Raw genomic sequence first — 17,824 nt, 5'->3', positions numbered from 1 at the left:
TCCGTTGCTTGTTAGACCGATACTGCACGATTTTGCCCTAAAGCGAACCCGGAGTTCAGGCCGCAAACGGCAGTCTGAACTCCGGGTTCTACTCAGTTGTAAATCAGTTCTGAATTGACGATTTCTCTGACGCGGCTTCGGATGCTGTCCGTGCGGCGCACCCATTCCATCCGGCCAGCTGCTTTGAGTGCTTCGGTGACACCTTCGGCTGCCGTCATCTGTTTGGTAAGCTGAGCGAACATCTCGTTGGCGGTATGGTCAATCTCATGCAAATGCGCGTCCAGCTTAACGGTCAAGAATAGATACTGATACAAGCAGCGTTTGTTCTGACAAAGATAGCGCCGATGGCTCAAATAGGCGATGTACGAAAAATCCCCTGCCGAGAAATATTCTCAGCAGGGGATTCGTGTCTTTACGGCTCTTGTGCGCTGATTTTGAATTGCTTCGTTATCAGCGCTGTTCATTGGATACGTTCTTTTTCTTTGGGTTAGCTGGGTGTGATATTTGTAGGGCGGGGTGAGGTCACCTCGCCCTGTACGTTGCGTTGGTGCATATCCGATCACGTTAAGATGTCAACCCACAAATCATTATAGTATTGGTTGATTTCCGTCGGCAGATTGGTATATGCCTCGGTCGGATACTGCGTAATATCCGGGAAATACAACGGGTCGCTGGTGATTTCCTCGTCCAGTTCGTTATAGACCTCGGTCTGCGGGCTGGAATAGCCGACATACTCCCAGTTTGCCATCGCCGCCTCGGTTGAGCACATGAAGTTGATGAACTTCTCCGCACCCGAAACGTTCTTCGCGTTCTTCGGGATGCACATGGCATCGACAAACAGGTTGGTACCCTCCTTCGGAACGTAGAATGCGAGGTCGGGATTTTCGTCGATCATGGTGACGGCATCGCCGTTATAGTACGGTGCAGCCACAATTTCCTCACTCGGCAGCTTTTCGAGAATCTGGTCCATCCAGATGCCCTGATATACCGGTTTTCCGGCGATGATAAGGTCAGCCGCTTCGCGCAGCTCGTCCTTGTCGGTGGTGTTGAGCGAATAGCCGAGGTACATCAGCGCAATGCCGAGCGCATCACGCGAGTTGTTGAACATCGCGGTGCGGTTGGTGTATTTGGGGTTCCACAGCAAATCCCACGAGCCGATATCCGCTTTATCAACGTACTTGGTGTTGTACACGATGCCGACCACGCCCCAGGTATAGGGCACGGAATACTTCTGCTCCGGATCGAAGTCCAGATGCGTGTATTTCTCGTCAATCAGCTTCATATTCGGAATATGATCGTAGTTGAGCGGTTGGAGCATATCCTCGTCGATAAAGCGCGAAATCGCGTAGTCGGACGGGATAATGACGTCATAGCTCGTGGTCTGGATGCGCGAATACAGGTTTTCGTTGGAATCGAAGGTGTTGTAGATAACCTTGATGCCGGTTTCCTCTTCGAACTGGTCGATGAGGTCGGTGTCGATGTACTCACCCCAGTTATACACGTTGAGCACCTCTGCCGAGGACGCATTGCCGCAGCCGGAGAGCAGCCCGGCGCACATTGCGCTGCACAGCAGCAGGGAAAGCATACGTTTTTTCACGGCTGCATCGCTCCTTTCCGGCGGGCGGCTTCGCGGCGCTTTTCGTCGCGGGACTGACGCACATTGATGACGATGAGCAGCGCCAGCACGATCAAAAACAGAATGGTCGAGATGGCGTTGATCTTCGGTGTCATGCGGTGGCGGGTCATCGAGTAGATCACGACCGACAGCGGCTGGCTGGTCGTGCCGGCGGTAAAGTAGGACACCACGAAATCGTCGATTGACATAGTGAACGCCATGATAGCGCCCGTGACGATGCCCGGCATAATCTCCGGCAGGATGACCTTGTGGAGCGCCTGATGTGGTGTAGCGCCGAGGTCGAGCGCGGCCTCATAGGCGTTTTTGTCCAGCTGGCGCAGCTTGGGCATGACATTGAGCACGACATACGGCGTGCAGAACGTAACGTGCGCGAGGATAAGGGTCAGGTAGCCCTTGTCCAGACCGATGGCGGCAAACAGCAGCATGAACGTTACGCCCATGATGGTATCCGACGAGGACATCGGGATGTTGTTGACGGTCAGGTAAGCCGCCTTGGCTCTGCGGCCCATGTTGTGGATGCCGATGGCGGCAATCGTGCCGAGCACGGTTGCAATCGCGGCAGCGGCAACGGCTACGAGCAGCGTGACATACAGTGAATGGAGAATATCCGCATCGCGGAACAGCTCGACATACCAGCGGGTCGTAAAGCCGTTCCACAGGCGGCGCGATTTGGAATCGTTGAACGAAAAGATCATCAGCACAACGATAGGCGCGTACAGGAACAGGAAGATCAGCAGCAGATAGAAGTTCTTGAAAAACTTTTTCATAGCAGCAGCCCTCCTTCCTCGGAGGAGCCGTCATCGAACTTGTTCATGATCCACATACAGATGAAGATGAGAATGATCATCACGAGCGCGATAGCCGAGCCGAGATGCGGGTTGTACGCACCGCCCATGAACTGAAGGTCGATCAGGTCGCCGACGAGCAGATTCTTGCCGCTGCCGAGCATCTGCGAAATAACGAAGGTGGAGACAGACGGCACAAATACCATTGTAATGCCGGAAATCACACCGGGAATGCTCAGCGGGAAGATCACACGGCGGAACACTAGATAGGTCGGTGCGCCGAGGTCCTGCGCGGCTTCGATCAGCTTGCGGTCGAGCTTGATGAGAACGGTGTAGATCGGCAGCACCATGAACGGCAGAAAGTTGTACACCATGCCGAGCACGATCGCGCCCTGCGTGTTGATGAGCGGGATATAATCCAGCGAATAGCCGAAATGGCTTTGCAGGAACGAGATAAGTCCGATGGAGCGGAAAAACTGGTTGATAAAGCCGTTGTTCTCCAGAATGGACATCCATGCGTAGGTGCGGAGCAGGAAGTTTATCCACATCGGGAGCATGATGAGCATCATGCAAAGGCTCTGTTTGCTGGCGGACAGGCGGCTCATGAGGTACGCCATCGGGTAGCCGAGCGCAAGGCACACCACGGTAGAGAGAAACGCCAGCCAGAATGACCGCCCGAAAATCGGCAGGTAGCCGGGCAGATAGCTGAAATTATGCAGGGTGAAGCCGCCGTCTGCGTTAAGGAACGCATAGACAACGACCATGAGTATGGGCGCGAGGATGAACACCGCCAGCCACACGCCGTAGGGATAGGCAAAGGATTTTTTCACGCTTCCGCCTCCGCACTCTTGTGCATGATGTGGATGTCAAACGGAATGACGGACAGACCGACCGTCTTGCCGACCGACTCTGCCATGGTGGAATGCACCATGAAGGTGAAGAACTGGGTGCGAACCATCATCTCGTAGTGCACGCCCTTGAATACGATGGACTCAACAACGCCCTGCAGCAGGCCGTCGCCGGCGTAGACGATCTTGAGATCCTCCGGACGGATAACGACATCGACCGGCGCATTCTTCTCGAAGCCCTTGTCCACGCACTCGAAGGTGCGGCCGCAGAACTCGACCTTGCAGTCCTCGAGCATCACGCCGTCAATGATATTGGATTCGCCGATGAAATCCGCAACAAAGGCGTTGACCGGCTCGTTGTAGATATCGGTCGGGCTGCCGACCTGCTGGATAACGCCGTGGTTCATGACAACCACGCGGTCGCTCATAGTGAGCGCCTCTTCCTGATCGTGGGTGACGTAGATAAAGGTGATGCCGGTGCGCTGCTGGATGCGCTTCAGCTCGATCTGCATGTCCTTGCGCAGCTTGAGGTCGAGGGCGCCGAGCGGCTCGTCGAGCAGCAGCACACGCGGCTCGCACACCAGTGCACGCGCGATGGCGACACGCTGCTGCTGGCCACCGGAAAGACTGGTCACATCGCGGTTTTCAAAGCCGCGCAGGCCGACCAGCTCGAGCATTTCTGCGGTTTTGCGCTTGATATCTGCGCGGTCCAGCTTTTTGATGTGCAGACCGAATGCAATATTCTCCGCAACATTCAGGTGTGGGAACAGCGCATAACGCTGGAACACGGTGTTGATCTCGCGCTGGTAGGGCGGAACATCGTTCAGGCGCTTGCCGTCAAAGAATACATCGCCGGAATCCGGCTGCTCAAAGCCGCCGATGATGCGCAGTGTGGTCGTTTTGCCGCAGCCGGACGGGCCGAGCAGGGTCACGAACTCGCGGCGCTTGATGGACAGCGAAATGCCGCGCAGCACAGGCGTTCCGTCAAATTCTTTTTTCAGGTTTTGCAGATCGACCAGATTTTGATTCAATCCTCATCACTCTCCCCAAACAGGTAGCAGCCCCAAACCGAGCGGGTCAGGCTCTGTTTGGGGTTGCTCTATATCTATATTGTAGTAAATAATTTTTATCATATAAATAGTATAGGGAAATGCCGTAAAAGTCAAGGTGATACGCAGATTCTGCTCGCAAAAAAGCAGGGAAATTCGAGGGGAGGATGCTCGATTTGGATAATTTGCCAGCTTTGTTATGTAAAGCGCACAAGCTGAAATGGTTTGATTTGTACACTTCGCAAACAGATACTGTTAAATATGCACAAAAAGATTGTGCTTCAATTGGTGAAGGTTCATAAAATATGGCTCTTGTAACAGAGCCGGTTATCGTGTATTATAATACCTGTGATCAGGAAATGATCCAAACACAAAAACGTAATTTAGTCATTAACTTTTAAGGAGTTGTATATATCATGATGAAGGATTTCTTTAATGGTCTGGTAAGCGCACGCATGATGGAGCTGGATAGCAGCCGTTCTTTCGCTAAGGCTCGCAAGGCTGAGCGCACTGCTAAGTAAGCGGTAATCAAACCGAATTTATAAAGGCTTCCCGGAACAGATGGCCGGGAGGCCTTTTTCTTTGTGTGACAGGATTGTGTTGGCTTTTACCGATAGAATGTGGTACACTTAAAAACATACGGTATTCAGGGATAAAGGGGATAGGACGTTGCAGTTTATCAAACGGTTTCGGGTAGGCCAGCGCGCCATCAAGACTGCGATATCAGTCGGTCTGGCGCTTGCACTGGCGATGGTGCTGGGTTCCAGCCTGCCTATTTTTGCAGCTATTGGTGCAATCTCGGTGATGAGCCGTACCTGGGTGGATTCACTCAAGGAGAGCCTTAATCAGATAGCGGGTACATTTCTCGGCTATCTGATTGCATGTGTGTTTGTTACCGTGCTGCCCAATCCAACGTTTTTCGTGTGGATGGCGCTCGGCGTGCTGTGTGTGATTTCACTGTGTATCGGTCTCAAGCTGAATTTTGCGATTCCGCTGGCGAGCATTGTGTTTGCGGATGTGTGCCTGTATACCGGCGGAGATTCAATTGTGTACGGCTTCCACCGATTTACCGATACACTGGTCGGTCTGGTCGTGGCGCTGCTCGTCAATGTGGTAATCCGGCCGTATAACAACCGTCAGAAGATCATCAATATGATGAACGAGATTCAGAAAATGTTTCTGCCGCTGCTGCAGTCGCGCGTGCTCGAGCATCGTTATCCGGATCTGACGCCGCTGACCGAGAGAATGACCGCGCTTGCGTCCGAGCTGCGTATTTTCGAGAAGCAGCCGGTAGCGCTGTGGCAGCATGCAGTCCGCGTGGCGGCCCGACGGCAGGAGGCGGCTTATCTGCGCGGCTGTGAGCAGCTGCTTGCTAAAATGTGCGGTGAGCTGGCGGCGCTGTGCAATATGGATTCCAATCCGGCACCGGGTGAGAAAAGCATAGAGCGGCTGACCGCGCACGGCCTTACCGCACCGGAAAACCTCAAGGATTACTGCCGGTGCTCGCCGGTGGATGCGCAGGTGATGGATTTCCATATCGGCAATCTGCTCGATGCGTATGATTTTCTGACCGCGTTTCATCATGTGTAAGACGAGTATGCCTTGACAAATGAGCGGTCAGGCGCGTATAATAAAGGTACAAAAAGGACGCTGTTTTAGCAGTCAGCCCTTTACTTGGTCAACTTTTTTGATGACCGTTCGGTGGCCGCCGGACGGTCATCGCGCTTTTATAAAGAAGATGTACAGTACGATGACCGCACAAATAAAAAGCTGGAGTGCTTTCCTCTTCATCTGCGCTCACCTCCTTTCACCCACAGACTGTGGGGAGGGAGAAGGGCTGACCGCCGTTGCAACAGCGTCCTGTGGAATGACAAGCATTCCACGAGTTCATTATAGCATGAATTGTCGAACTTTGTCTATATAGGTGAACAGGTCAAAACGCCTTCTGCACCGGTCGGCTTGACTTCTCCTCACAAAATGGTTATAATAGAACCATTATAATCGTTATTTATGCGATGACGCAGGAAAAGTAACCGGCTCGCCTTGCGCGAAAGAGAGAGGCTCCTCGGCTGAAAGGGCTTTGCGCGGGAAACGGTGAAGTGCGCCTGCCGAGCAACAGGGTCAAACGCCTTGCGGGAAGTGCCCGTTACCGCACTGCACGAGCGAAAAATCGGAGTGGAACCGCGTTTGTACGCCTCCCGAGGGAAGAATATCCCCTGGGAGGCTTTTTTATTCCCGAAACTCCGCATAGCTTTCCTGAAAACCATCAAAAGGAGATAAAAATCATGAAACTCTACAACACGCTGACCCGTCAGAAGGAGGAATTCGTTCCGATCACGCCGGGCGAGGTAAAGATGTATTCCTGCGGCCCGACGGTGTACAACTACTTCCATGTCGGCAACGCACGTCCGTTCATCATTTTCGATCTGCTGCGCCGTTACTTCGAGTACCGCGGCTACAAGGTTGAGTTCGTGCAGAACTTCACTGACATTGACGACAAGGTAATCAACAAGGCGAACGAGGAAGGCGTGGACTTCAACACCATCGCCGAGCGTTATATTAAGGAATACTTTGTTGATGCACAGGGTCTGGGCGTCAAGAAGGCGACCGTGCACCCGCGTGCAACCGAGACCATGGACGCGATCATCGACATTGTTGAGCGCCTGATCGAGAACGGCCACGCTTACGTTGCTGAGAACGGTGACGTTTACTTCCGCACCAAGTCCTTCCCGGAGTACGGCAAGCTGTGCCATCAGCCGATGGAGGAGCTGCAGGCCGGTGCCCGCATTTCTGTCGGCGAGGTAAAGGAAGACCCGATGGACTTCGCGGTCTGGAAGGCTGCAAAGCCGGGCGAGCCGGCTTGGGATACGCCGTGGGGCAGCAAGGGCCGTCCGGGCTGGCACATTGAGTGCTCGGCTATGGCGAACAAGTACCTCGGCAAGACCATCGACATCCATTCCGGCGGTCTTGATCTGATTTTCCCGCATCACGAGAACGAGATCGCACAGTCCGAGTGTGCAAACGGCTGCACCTTCGCGCATTACTGGCTGCACAACGGCTTCCTGACCATCGACAATGAGAAAATGTCCAAGTCCAAGGGCAACTTCTTCATGGTGCGCGATGCCGCCAAGCAGTTCGGCTATGAGACCATCCGCATGTTTATGCTGAGCGCGCACTACCGCACGCCGCTTAACTACTCTGCTGAGTCGCTTGAGATGAACAAGGCATCTCTTGCCCGTCTGTACGAGGCCCGCAATAATATGGAGTTCCGCATCGAAAAGGCATCCGGCGACACCATGACCGCTGAGGAGACCGAGAAGCTGGAGGCTCTGAAGGGCTACAAGCAGAAGTTCATCGATGCAATGGACGACGACCTGAACACCGCAGACGCACTGTCCGCTATCTTCGAGCTGACCCGTGAGATCAATGCGTACAACGGCTCGCATCAGGACGCAACCAAGGCATTCCTGACCGCAGCGCATGATCTGTTCATGGAGCTGACCGGCGTGCTCAATCTGGTGCAGAACCGTGACGAAGCGGTTGATCCGGACGCAGAGAAGATCGAGGAGCTGATCGCGCAGCGCGCCGCAGCCAAGAAGGAGAAGAACTTCGCTGAGGCAGACCGTATCCGCGGTGTACTGGCTGATATGGGCGTTACCATTAAGGATACCCGCCAGGGCACGCAGTGGAGCCGCAATTAAATTGTGAATCCCGACTATTTGATAGAGAAAGTCCTCTGTTCGTGTGCGAATAGGGGACTTTTTGCGTATTTTCTGCACTGGCAGGGCATCTTGCTGACGCAGCCCGCATGTGTCGGTCAACCGGTACTAAGGAACGCTACTGGTGACTTTTTCGCTTCAAATTGATAAAATCTTTGCACGCCGCGCACAAAAAACTTGCGTGATATCAGGATGAACAAGCGGAAAACCTGCGAAAAAGCGGTTTTTGTCGGTTTATACAAGTGTCGTTGATTGACATTTTTGCAGGATTGCGGTACAATATATTCATTATCTGATTTATTGGGACGGAAAGGAGAAGGCGGAATGACGATTCAGCCTGATTATGTAAAGGAAGAACTTTTGCATGAACTGAGTGAGAGCTTTCGTATGCACAACCAGCTCCCACCTGATCTGTTTACGCGCTACCGCATCAAGCGCGGCTTGCGTAACGCAGACGGTACCGGTGTTCTGGTCGGCGCATCGCATCTGGGCAACGTACACGGCTATATTCTGAACGAGGGCGAGCGCGAGCCGATCGAAGGCCGCCTGACCTATCGAGGATATAATGTATACGATCTGATTCACGGTCTGGAGCAGGAAAACCGCTTCGGCTTTGAGGAGATCGGTTATCTGCTTATGTGCGGCAAGCTGCCGAGCCGCCGTCAGCTGGCGGAATTTCAGCACACCATCGGTCTGGAGCGTGCCCTGCCGGACAACTTCACCGAGGATATGATCATGCGTGCGCCGAGCCGCGACATCATGAACAAGCTGGCAAGCGCAACGCTGGCACTGTATTCCTATGATGCGAACCCGGATGAAACCACGGTCGAGAACATTATGCGTCAGGGCATCAGCCTGATGGCCAAGTTCCCGGTTATCATTTCGCATGCGTATCAGGCAAAACGCCGCTACTTTGATAATGATTCCATGTTCCTGCATGTGCCGGATCCGAACCGTTCGACTGCAGAGAATATTCTGCACCTCATCCGTCCGACCGGCGAATTCAACGATGACGAGGCTAAGCTGCTCGACCGCTGTCTGATCCTGCACGCCGAGCATGGCGGCGGTAACAACTCGTCTTTCACCGTGCGTGTTACTTCTTCGTCCGGTACGGATACCTATTCGGCGATCGCGGCTGCGGTTTCCTCGCTGAAGGGCCCGCGCCACGGCGGTGCAAACCTGCGCGTCGTCAAGCAGTTTGAGGAGATGAAGGAGAATATCCACAACTGGAAGGACGAGACCGAGGTCGGCAATTATCTGCGCAAGATTCTGAATAAGGAAGCAGGCGACGGCTCCGGCCTGATCTACGGCATGGGTCATGCAATTTACACCTTGAGCGACCCGCGTGCCGTTGCACTGAAAAAGGCTGCTCGTCCGCTGGCGGAAAAGACCGGCTATTCGGACGAGATGGATTTGATCGAGCTGGTAGAAAAGCTGACGCCGGGTGTCTTTGCCGAAATCAAGGGCAGCGACAAGCCGATGTGCGCAAACGTCGATATGTATTCCGGCTTTGTTTACAAAATGCTCGGACTGCCCAAGTCGCTGTATACGCCGCTGTTCGCTACCGCGCGTATCGTCGGCTGGATGGCACACCGCCTTGAGGAAGTTACCACCGGCGGTAAGATCATCCGTCCGGCGTATAAGCCTGTTGCGAAGAATATCGAGTACGTTAATATTGATGAGCGGAATGACGGTCCGATCAACGACTGATTTTTAATTAAATTAGCAGTTAGTAATTGGAGTGGAGGGTATAGTGCTCTCCGCTCTATTTATATTGTGCAGAGGATAATTATATGGGAATGCTCAGCTTAGCAGATATCCTATTAACAGATGCGCAGGTATCTTATAAAGAAAACCGTATCATCCTATATTTCAAGTCGGATGCGGAAGTGAATCCGATATTCAAGGAGCACGTCAGATCGCTGTATGCCAAATTCGTTAAACAGGAAAGCGTTTCGGTGACTATCGGGGAACATTCCTTTGAATCTCATATTATTTCACTGGCCAGTGCTGCGTCTCCGGAGGAATATGTATCGGACGATCCCGTTGAATGGCTTATGTGCGGTGATGAATTTACCATTACAGTTGAAAACAATGGTCATATCGCAGAGAATACCACGGAACAGAGGGTATCAAAAGCCGGCACTGCACCTCTAATCCTGAAGGAATGATATTTAATAAAAATTTTTGAAAAAAGTGTTGACAACCCGCTTTATATGCGTTATACTAAATGAGCTTGGTCAAAGACAGCTGGCGCCGCAAGGCTTAAATGGCGATTTGTTCGCCGCCCGCCGAGGTCAACACAGACATGTTTGTTATCATATTTGATTATGTTTTCTGTGTACCCTCCCTGTGTCTTTGCACCGGGAGGGTACTTTTATTTTACAGGAGGTGAAAATGATGCCGAACGCAAAGATTCTGGAAGAGAAGAAGGCTCTGGTCGCTTCCCTGGTAGAGAAGATCAAGAATTCTCCGGCAGGTGTACTGGTCGACTACAAGGGCATCAACGTAGAGGATGATACCAAGCTCCGCAAGCAGCTCCGTGAAGCTGGCGTTGAGTATGCTGTCATCAAGAACACTCTGATCCGCTTTGCAGCTAAGGAACTGGGTTTTGACGAGCTGGATGCGTGCCTGCACGGTACCACCGCTCTGGCAATCTCCACCACCGACGACGTTGTCGCTCCGGCGAAGATCCTGGCTGACTTTGCTAAGACCCACGAGAACTTCACCCTGAAGGCTGGTTACCTGGAAGGTAAGGCCATCGGTGAGGACGAGGTCAAGAAGCTGGCTGCTATGCCGAGCAAGGAAACCCTTATCGCTCAGGTACTGTACAGCTTCAACTACCCCATTATGCAGCTCGCTATTGCTTGCGATGCTATCGTTAAGAAGGCAGAGGGCAATGAGGAAATGAAGGTTGCTGAACTGGTAGCCCCGAAGGAAGCTGCAGCAGAAGAAGCTGCTGAGTAATTTCCCCCGCACTGACTGATTTATTCGGTCAGGAACACATTTTAACTTAAAAATTATCTAAAATTGGAGGTTTAATCCCATGACTGTTGCTGAGATTATGGAAGCTGTAAAAGAGCTCAAGGTTATGGAGCTCTCTGAGCTGGTAAAGGCTCTCGAGGAAGAATTTGGTGTATCCGCTACGCCGGTAGCTGTTGCAGGTGCTGTAGCAGGCGGCGACGGCGCAGCTGCTGCTGACGCTAAGACCGACTTCGACGTAGTTCTGGTTGACGCTGGCTCTTCCAAGATCAACGTTATCAAGGCTGTTCGCGAGATCACCGGCCTGGGCCTGAAGGAAGCTAAGGAGAAGGTTGACACCGCTCCGCAGACCATCAAGGAGGCTGCTCCGGAGGCTGAGGCTAACGAGATCAAGGAGAAGCTCGAGGCTGCTGGCGCTAAGGTTGAGCTGAAGTAAGGTTTCCTTACCGAACCAACTGCTTGCAATCAAGCAATTCCAAAGACGCAGAGTGTTTGCTCTGCGTCTTTTTCTATGCCAAATTTTCCGTCAGTCAGTGGTGACAAACCCGAAATTGTGCGGTATAATAAAATAGAATAATAATGTGGACAAGAAGGAGAATCTCATGCCGAAATTAGGACTTATTTCGCTCGGCTGCGCGAAAAACCTCGTGGACAGCGAGCACATGCTGGCCCGGCTGCGGGACGCAGGCTGGGAGATCACCGAGGATATGACCGAAGCAGACGTTGGCGTTGTCAACACCTGCGGCTTCATCGAAGCCGCTAAGACCGAGGCTATCGAAACCATTCTGGAGACCGCCCAGAACAAGCAGACCGGCAATATGAAGGGTCTGGTCGTGACCGGCTGTCTGGTGCAGCGCTATGCTGACGAGATGCGCGCTGAGCTGCCCGAGATCGACGTATTCTGCGGAACGGGCAGCTATGATGACATCGTGGACGCGGCCAATGCGGCGCTCAAGGGGCAGCAGGCGGCGTACATGGCTGATATGACCTCTGCTGCACTCGACGGCAGCCGTGACCGCCTGACACCCTCGTACACCGCATACTTTAAGATTGCGGAGGGCTGCTCGAACACCTGCGCGTACTGTATCATCCCCAAGCTGCGCGGCCGTTACCGCAGCCGTGAGATGGCATCGCTGCTCGAGGAAGCGCGTGCGCTCTCTGACGCAGGCGTTAAGGAGCTGATCGTCATCGCGCAGGACATCACCAAGTACGGTATGGACCTGCCCGAGCACAAGCGTCTGCTGCCCGAGCTGCTCCGCGAGCTGTGCAAGATGGACTTTACCTGGATTCGTCTGCACTATCTCTATCCCGACCAGATTACGGACGAGCTGATCGACGTGATTGCGGATGAGCCGAAAATCGTAAAGTATCTGGATATTCCGCTGCAGCATGTCTCTAAGCGCATTCTGCGTGCCATGCACCGTCCGGGTGACGGCGCGGAATTTACCAGGCTGATCGAGGATATGCGCGAGCGTATTCCGGGTCTTGTACTGCGTACAAGCCTGATCGTCGGTCTGCCGGGCGAGACCGAGGACGAGTTTGCCGAGCTGTGTGAGTTCCTGCAGAATGTCGGCATTGAGCGTGTCGGTGTGTTCGAGTATTCGCCGGAGGAAGGCACGGAGGCTGCAGAGCTGCCCGACCAGATCGACGACGAGACCAAGCAGAACCGCCGTCTGATCGTCGAAGAGCTGCAGTCCGGTGTGCTCGACGACTACAATACCTCCCGCCACGGTGAGGTCATGCAGGTGCTCTGCGAGGGCTTTGACGAGGAGCAGGACCTGTGGTATGGCCGTACCTACGCGGATTCGGTCGAGGTAGACGGCCACGTCTACTTTGACGCGGCGGATAACGAACCGGCAGAAGGCGAGTTTGTGTCCGTTCTCATCACTGAAAGCCTTGGACCCGACCTGCTCGGTGTCCGTCAGAAGGAGGCATAATTTCCTATGACAACCGCAAACAAAATCACGCTGACCCGCATTGCGATGATTCCGTTTTTCATCTATTTTGCGGCGCAGCCCATGCTGATCATCGATGAGACCCGGTATCTCGCCGCGTTCCCGACCAGCACGGTCATCGCGCTCGTGCTGTTCTGCGTGGCATCGTTCACGGATTTTCTGGACGGCTATGTGGCGCGAAAGTACAATCAGGTGACGGATTTCGGCAAATTTGTCGATCCGCTGGCCGATAAGCTGCTCGTAGCGTCCGCGCTCATCCTGTTCGTAGAGCAGAAGGCGATGGCAGGCTGGATGGTCTGCGTTATCCTCGCGCGTGAGCTGATCATCACGTCTCTGCGCGTGGTTGCAGCCAATAAGGGCCGCGTGCTCGCCGCAACGTGGACGGGTAAGGTCAAGACCTGTGTGCAGATTGGCGGTATCATCGTCGTTTATCTGTATTATATCATCATGGGTGCGCTGGCAAACGGTATCGCCTTCGCGGACGGCGATGGTGTTACCGCTGTTATGTTCATCCCTCATGCGGATGGTATGCCGCTGCTGCTGACCATTGTCGGCTGGGTGGTAACGCTGGTTACCATTTACTCCGGCTATGATTATCTCAAGAAAAACTGGGATTTGATCAAGGACGGCGCAGTGAAAGCAAAATAAGTACAATTTGATACGATTTGCGGAAGAGGTTCACGAGAGTGAGCCTCTTTTTGTTTTGCTCTGCACCGGCCATCTGGGGTACGCGAACTGCGTCAGCGTGTTCGCCCTATCCGGGCGGCAGTTCTTTTCTGCACCGATTGTGCGGAGGCACGAGGCGCGCAGGCGGTTCGCCCGAACGGGCGGGGCGTTTTTCGCTGAACCTCAGCGTGGGGAGTTGCCGCGCCCGCGGCGGGGGGCAAGAGGGTAGACACCTGCGGTTTCTACCCTCTTGTGCCCCTGCCGGGCAGGCAAGTTCGGTTCGCTTCGCATGCGGAAAATCCTGCGGGTTTTCTCATGAAAAGTTCCCTTTCTTATTTTCGCAAAATGTGTGCACGGGCATATTCGCACGATAAAATCGGGTAAGAATTTCCGCCGGTTTTTTGATGCTTTTCGGAATGAAATTGATATTCAGCAAGGTGCTCAAACGTCTGTGCTTTTATGTGTGCAATCCATACAATGCCAGAATGAAAAGAGTAATTTTTGTATAGAACAGAGTTATACAGTGCATTGCGATATAACTCTTCCGCAGCTATAATATAGTCAAACAAACGAAAACACCGAAAGTTAAAACAAAACAAAAAAACTTCCGGTAAATCGTGAAAAGAGTATGTCTAAGATTTAAATGTCAAGGAGGAAATTATCATGAAAGAAATCCGTATTGGTCTGGTAGGTTCCGGCTGGATGGGCAAGGCTCATTCCTCTGCACTGGCTGACGCTGAGATGCTGTTTGGTCCTGACTACGGCACCGCATCCTTCGAGATCGTAGCTGACGCTAACGAAGAGGCTGCAAAGTCCGCACAGAAGAAGATCGGCTTCAAGCGCATCTCCACCGACTGGCACGATGTAGTTACCGACCCGAACGTAGACCTGGTTGATATCGCTACCCCGAACGCTTTCCACTATGTAGTTGCTAAGGCTGCTCTGGAGAACGGCAAGAACGTATACTGCGAGAAGCCGCTGTCCATCTCCGCTGAGGAGTCCAGAGAGCTGGCTGAGCTGGCTGCCGAGAAGGGCGTAGTTAACTACGTTGGCTTTAACAACACCCAGAACCCGGCAAATGCTTACGTTCGTGAGCTCGTTCAGTCCGGCGCTCTCGGCAAGATCATGCGCTTCACCGGCACTTACGATCAGGACCAGCTGCTCGACGAGTCCCTCCCGATCACCTGGCGCCACATCAACAAGCTGGCTGGCTGCGGTGCTCTGGGCGACCTCGGTTCCCACCTGCTGTCCATCTCTCAGTTCATCATGGGCGACATCACCAAGGTAAACGCAGTTGCTACCACCGTATTCCCGAAGCGTCCGAAGTCCGCAGGCTCCACCGAGATGGTTGACGTTGAGAACGAGGACATCATGACCTTCATGGCTGAGTACGCTAACGGCGCTATCGGTCAGATCGCTTGCTCGCGTGTTGCTACCGGCCGCAAGAACTACCTGACCTACGAGATTCAGGGCACCAAGGGTTCTGTTCGTTACGATCTGGAGCGCATGGGCGAAGTTCAGGTTTACTTCCAGTCTGACAACGAGCGCGACCGCGGCTTCCGCACCGTACTGCTCAACCCGCTGATGAAGGGCTACTCCGCATTCCAGCCGGCAGGCGGTATCTCCATCGCTTACAACGACATGAAGATCCTCGAGGTTCACGCTCTGTTCGACGCTATCACCAATGGCGCTGACTATGTAACCGACTTCGAGTTCGGCTACAAGATCGACCGCACCGTAGCTGCTGTTATCGAGTCCTCCAAGACTCACGAGTGGGTTGACGTTAAGTAAGTTGTCCGCTTACATCAATTAAAACATAATGCCGAAACGGTCTCCGGCGGGAGCGATCCCGCCGAGACCGAAAAGGCTGACAGTTTCCTGAATAATTTGACAGGGAGGATATAATTATGGCTATCAAGATTGGTATTGCACCGGACTCCTGGGGTGTATGGTTCCCGGCAAGCGATCCGAACAACGCAAAACAGCCCCAGTGGTGGCGCTGCCTGGACGAAATGAAGGTTGCCGGCTACGAGGGCTGCGAGATCGGTCCCTGGGGCTACATGCCGAACGACGATCCCAAGGTTCTCAAGAACGCTATGGATGCGCGCGGCCTGACTCTGGTAGGCGCTACCGAGGGCGGCAACTTCCTCGACGACGCTGCTGTTGAGGGTATGCTGAAGGATATCGACGATATTTCCAAGCTGCTGAAGGCTTTCCCGTCCGCTAAGTATATCGTTCTGCTGCCTCCGATGTACACCAACCTCGCTACCGGCGAGCTGGAGATGAATCCGGAGCTGACCGACGAGGAGTGGGCTACCTACTGCAAGAATGTACAGAAGTGCGCTGACCGCTGCGCTGCGAACGGCTTTGTTGGCCTGTTCCACCCGCACGTTGACAGCCACGTTCAGACCGAGGAGCAGATCGAGCGCTTCCTGAATGATACCAACGTTGATCTGTGCTTCGACACCGGCCACCATGTATACGGCGGCGGCGAGCCGATCTCCTTCTACAAGAAGTGGGCAAAGCGCATCCCGTACATCCACTTCAAAGACTGCGATCTGGCTGTTAAGGCTAAGATGGACGAGAACAAGTGGTCCTTCGCTAAGGCTGTAACCGAGGATATCATGGTTGAGCCGGGCAAGGGCAGCATCGACTTCACTGCAATGCATAAGGCACTCGACGAGTGCGGCTACGACGGCTGGTGCGTCGTAGAGCAGGATCTGTTCCCGGTTAAGTCCTTCGACGTACCGCTCGAAAAGGCTACCATCGGTCGTGAGAACCTGCGCAAGGCAGGCTTCTAATGAAATAGTAATCACATACCCATTTTACAATCGCATCTACACTATTCCCGTTTTCATTATTTTGTTATCCGGTCCCTCTTGAATTTCATCCAACAGAAAATCAAGAGGGACTGCTGATAAAGAGTACACGCAAGTGTGAAATACACAAGCGTAAAAGGGCGCTGAGAGAGCAGGGCCCGGAAAAAAGAGAGGAGAAGAAATTATGAACAAGAAGAGAGTGTTAGCGATGTTGCTGGCAGGAGCGATGGCATTGTCGATGACCGCATGCGGCGGCGGCAATTCTGCCTCGACCGATGGCAGCAGTAATGACGGTGGCGCATCCGCTTCCGGCGGCAGCTACAAGGTCAGCGTTATCCTGAAGACTCTGGCTGCCGAGTACTGGCAGTATGTAAAGTCGGGCGCTGAGGATTATGCTTCCGAGCATTCGGACAAGGTTACGGTAGAGGTTAAGGGCCCAAGTTCTGAGACCGCATTCGATGAAATGCAGAACATGATCGAGACCGACCTCAGCTCCGGCACGTATGACGGCATTGTTATTTCTCCGCTGCAGTCGGATACGGCAGCGCAGCTGGTCAGCGGCACCAAGCTGCCGATTGTTGCTATCGACACCAACTTCACGGCACCGGAGGTTAAGTCCTTCGTAGGTACCGGTAACGAAGCTGCTGCCAAGAAGGGCGGCGAGGCTGCTGTAGAGGCTGCCAAGGCTGCCGGATGGACCGACATCAAGTGCATTGAGATCGCAGGCGTACAGGGCGACCAGACCAACACCGCTCGTATGAACGGCTACAAGGCTGGCGTTGAAGAAGCAGGCGGCACCTTCCTGAGCGATGAAGTACAGTACGCAGATGCAACTGCTGACCGCGCTACCACCGCTATGGAAGCTATCATGCAGACACATCCGGAAGGCATCGCAATCATTTGCGCAAACAACGACGATATGGCTATGGCAGCAGCCCGTGCAGCGCAGGGCCATGACGCATATAAGAACACCATCTTCCTCGGCTTCAATGGTGACCGCGCTGCTTGTGAAGCAATCCTGGACGGTCAGATGACGATGTCTGTTGCCCAGATGGCTTACGAGATGGGCTACAAGGCTGTTGAGACCATGGTTCAGGTTCTGGACGGCGAGACCGTTGACGAGTTCGTTGACTCCGGTTCTGACGTAGTTACCCCGGACAACGCGCAGGAGCGTCTGGATACCCTGAAGACGCAGCTCCACTAAGAAAACTGCATTTCGCACAAACGCAGATTGTGCGATAATGTTCACGCGTAAGATCCTCTCTCCGGATCGGCAGGAAAACGCTCCAACGTTCTGCCAATCCGATATGGATATAACGCAAATTTCAAAGATCCTTTCTCTCATTCTATTTCTCTATATGGTGG

General features: G+C 53.5%; 17 protein-coding genes and 1 other annotated feature. Of the genes, 12 read left to right on the top strand and 5 right to left on the bottom strand.

From position 1 onward, the window contains the following. Positions 1-92: 92 nt before the first annotated feature. The 5 genes from C7386_RS02300 to potA form a co-directional block, all read right to left on the bottom strand. Entirely contained in the window at positions 93-353 is a 261-nt protein-coding gene (locus C7386_RS02300) for a TnpV protein (protein ID WP_275945115.1), read from the bottom strand. Between the two features lie 206 nt (positions 354-559). Next, positions 560-1,597, bottom strand: coding sequence for an ABC transporter substrate-binding protein (locus C7386_RS02295; protein ID WP_110435464.1), 1,038 nt, complete (start codon positions 1,595-1,597; stop codon positions 560-562). Beyond that, positions 1,594-2,403: an ABC transporter permease gene (locus tag C7386_RS02290; RefSeq protein ID WP_110435463.1), complete on the bottom strand. Its 810-nt coding sequence runs from the start codon at positions 2,401-2,403 to the stop codon at positions 1,594-1,596. Before C7386_RS02290 ends, C7386_RS02295 begins: the two co-directional genes overlap by 4 nt. Continuing rightward, positions 2,400-3,251: an ABC transporter permease gene (locus tag C7386_RS02285; RefSeq protein ID WP_286050255.1), complete on the bottom strand. Its 852-nt coding sequence runs from the start codon at positions 3,249-3,251 to the stop codon at positions 2,400-2,402. Before C7386_RS02285 ends, C7386_RS02290 begins: the two co-directional genes overlap by 4 nt. Continuing rightward, a complete protein-coding gene (potA, locus tag C7386_RS02280) occupies positions 3,248-4,300 on the bottom strand; it encodes a spermidine/putrescine ABC transporter ATP-binding protein (protein ID WP_110435462.1) in 1,053 nt (350 codons plus the stop codon). Before potA ends, C7386_RS02285 begins: the two co-directional genes overlap by 4 nt. A gap of 194 nt (positions 4,301-4,494) precedes the next feature. Here potA and C7386_RS13640 point away from each other — a divergent pair, with 194 nt between their 5' ends. From C7386_RS13640 to C7386_RS02225, 12 genes are all read left to right on the top strand, one after another. Beyond that, a complete protein-coding gene (locus C7386_RS13640) occupies positions 4,495-4,620 on the top strand; it encodes a hypothetical protein (RefSeq protein ID WP_275945114.1) in 126 nt (41 codons plus the stop codon). Between the two features lie 367 nt (positions 4,621-4,987). After that, positions 4,988-5,908 carry an FUSC family protein gene (locus tag C7386_RS02275; protein WP_110435461.1) on the top strand — a complete coding sequence of 307 codons (921 nt, stop codon included), beginning with the start codon at positions 4,988-4,990 and terminating at the stop codon, positions 5,906-5,908. Between the two features lie 695 nt (positions 5,909-6,603). Next, the gene (cysS, locus tag C7386_RS02270) at positions 6,604-8,019 is read left to right on the top strand and encodes a cysteine--tRNA ligase (protein ID WP_110435460.1); all 1,416 of its coding nucleotides are present in this window, start codon (positions 6,604-6,606) and stop codon (positions 8,017-8,019) included. A 342-nt stretch (positions 8,020-8,361) separates the two neighbouring features. Next, positions 8,362-9,747 (top strand): citrate/2-methylcitrate synthase, encoded by a 1,386-nt coding sequence (locus C7386_RS02265; RefSeq protein WP_110435459.1) that lies wholly within the window; start codon positions 8,362-8,364, stop codon positions 9,745-9,747. An 83-nt stretch (positions 9,748-9,830) separates the two neighbouring features. Continuing rightward, positions 9,831-10,208, top strand: coding sequence for a hypothetical protein (locus C7386_RS02260; protein ID WP_110435458.1), 378 nt, complete (start codon positions 9,831-9,833; stop codon positions 10,206-10,208). A gap of 51 nt (positions 10,209-10,259) precedes the next feature. Further along, positions 10,260-10,427: a sequence feature (ribosomal protein L10 leader region), on the top strand. A 10-nt stretch (positions 10,428-10,437) separates the two neighbouring features. After that, on the top strand, positions 10,438-11,004 hold the full coding sequence (gene rplJ, locus C7386_RS02255; RefSeq protein WP_110435457.1) for a 50S ribosomal protein L10: 567 nt from the start codon (positions 10,438-10,440) through the stop codon (positions 11,002-11,004). Between the two features lie 79 nt (positions 11,005-11,083). Next, complete coding sequence (gene rplL / locus C7386_RS02250; RefSeq protein WP_116704748.1) at positions 11,084-11,455, top strand: 50S ribosomal protein L7/L12; 372 nt, start codon at positions 11,084-11,086, stop codon at positions 11,453-11,455. 166 nt (positions 11,456-11,621) lie between these two features. Then, positions 11,622-12,956, top strand: a complete 1,335-nt coding sequence (gene rimO / locus C7386_RS02245) for a 30S ribosomal protein S12 methylthiotransferase RimO (RefSeq protein WP_116704747.1) — start codon at positions 11,622-11,624, stop codon at positions 12,954-12,956. Between the two features lie 6 nt (positions 12,957-12,962). Then, complete coding sequence (pgsA, locus tag C7386_RS02240) at positions 12,963-13,622, top strand: CDP-diacylglycerol--glycerol-3-phosphate 3-phosphatidyltransferase (RefSeq protein ID WP_110435454.1); 660 nt, start codon at positions 12,963-12,965, stop codon at positions 13,620-13,622. Between the two features lie 681 nt (positions 13,623-14,303). Then, positions 14,304-15,431, top strand: coding sequence for a Gfo/Idh/MocA family protein (locus tag C7386_RS02235; protein WP_110435453.1), 1,128 nt, complete (start codon positions 14,304-14,306; stop codon positions 15,429-15,431). Between the two features lie 116 nt (positions 15,432-15,547). Beyond that, positions 15,548-16,441, top strand: coding sequence for a TIM barrel protein (locus C7386_RS02230; RefSeq protein WP_110435452.1), 894 nt, complete (start codon positions 15,548-15,550; stop codon positions 16,439-16,441). Between the two features lie 202 nt (positions 16,442-16,643). Then, a complete protein-coding gene (locus C7386_RS02225) occupies positions 16,644-17,663 on the top strand; it encodes a sugar ABC transporter substrate-binding protein (RefSeq protein ID WP_110435451.1) in 1,020 nt (339 codons plus the stop codon). Positions 17,664-17,824 lie beyond the last annotated feature (161 nt).

This window comes from Agathobaculum butyriciproducens, from assembly GCA_003096535.1.
GTDB lineage: Bacteria > Bacillota > Clostridia > Oscillospirales > Butyricicoccaceae > Agathobaculum > Agathobaculum butyriciproducens.
This window is presented reverse-complemented; position numbering and strand designations above follow the sequence as displayed.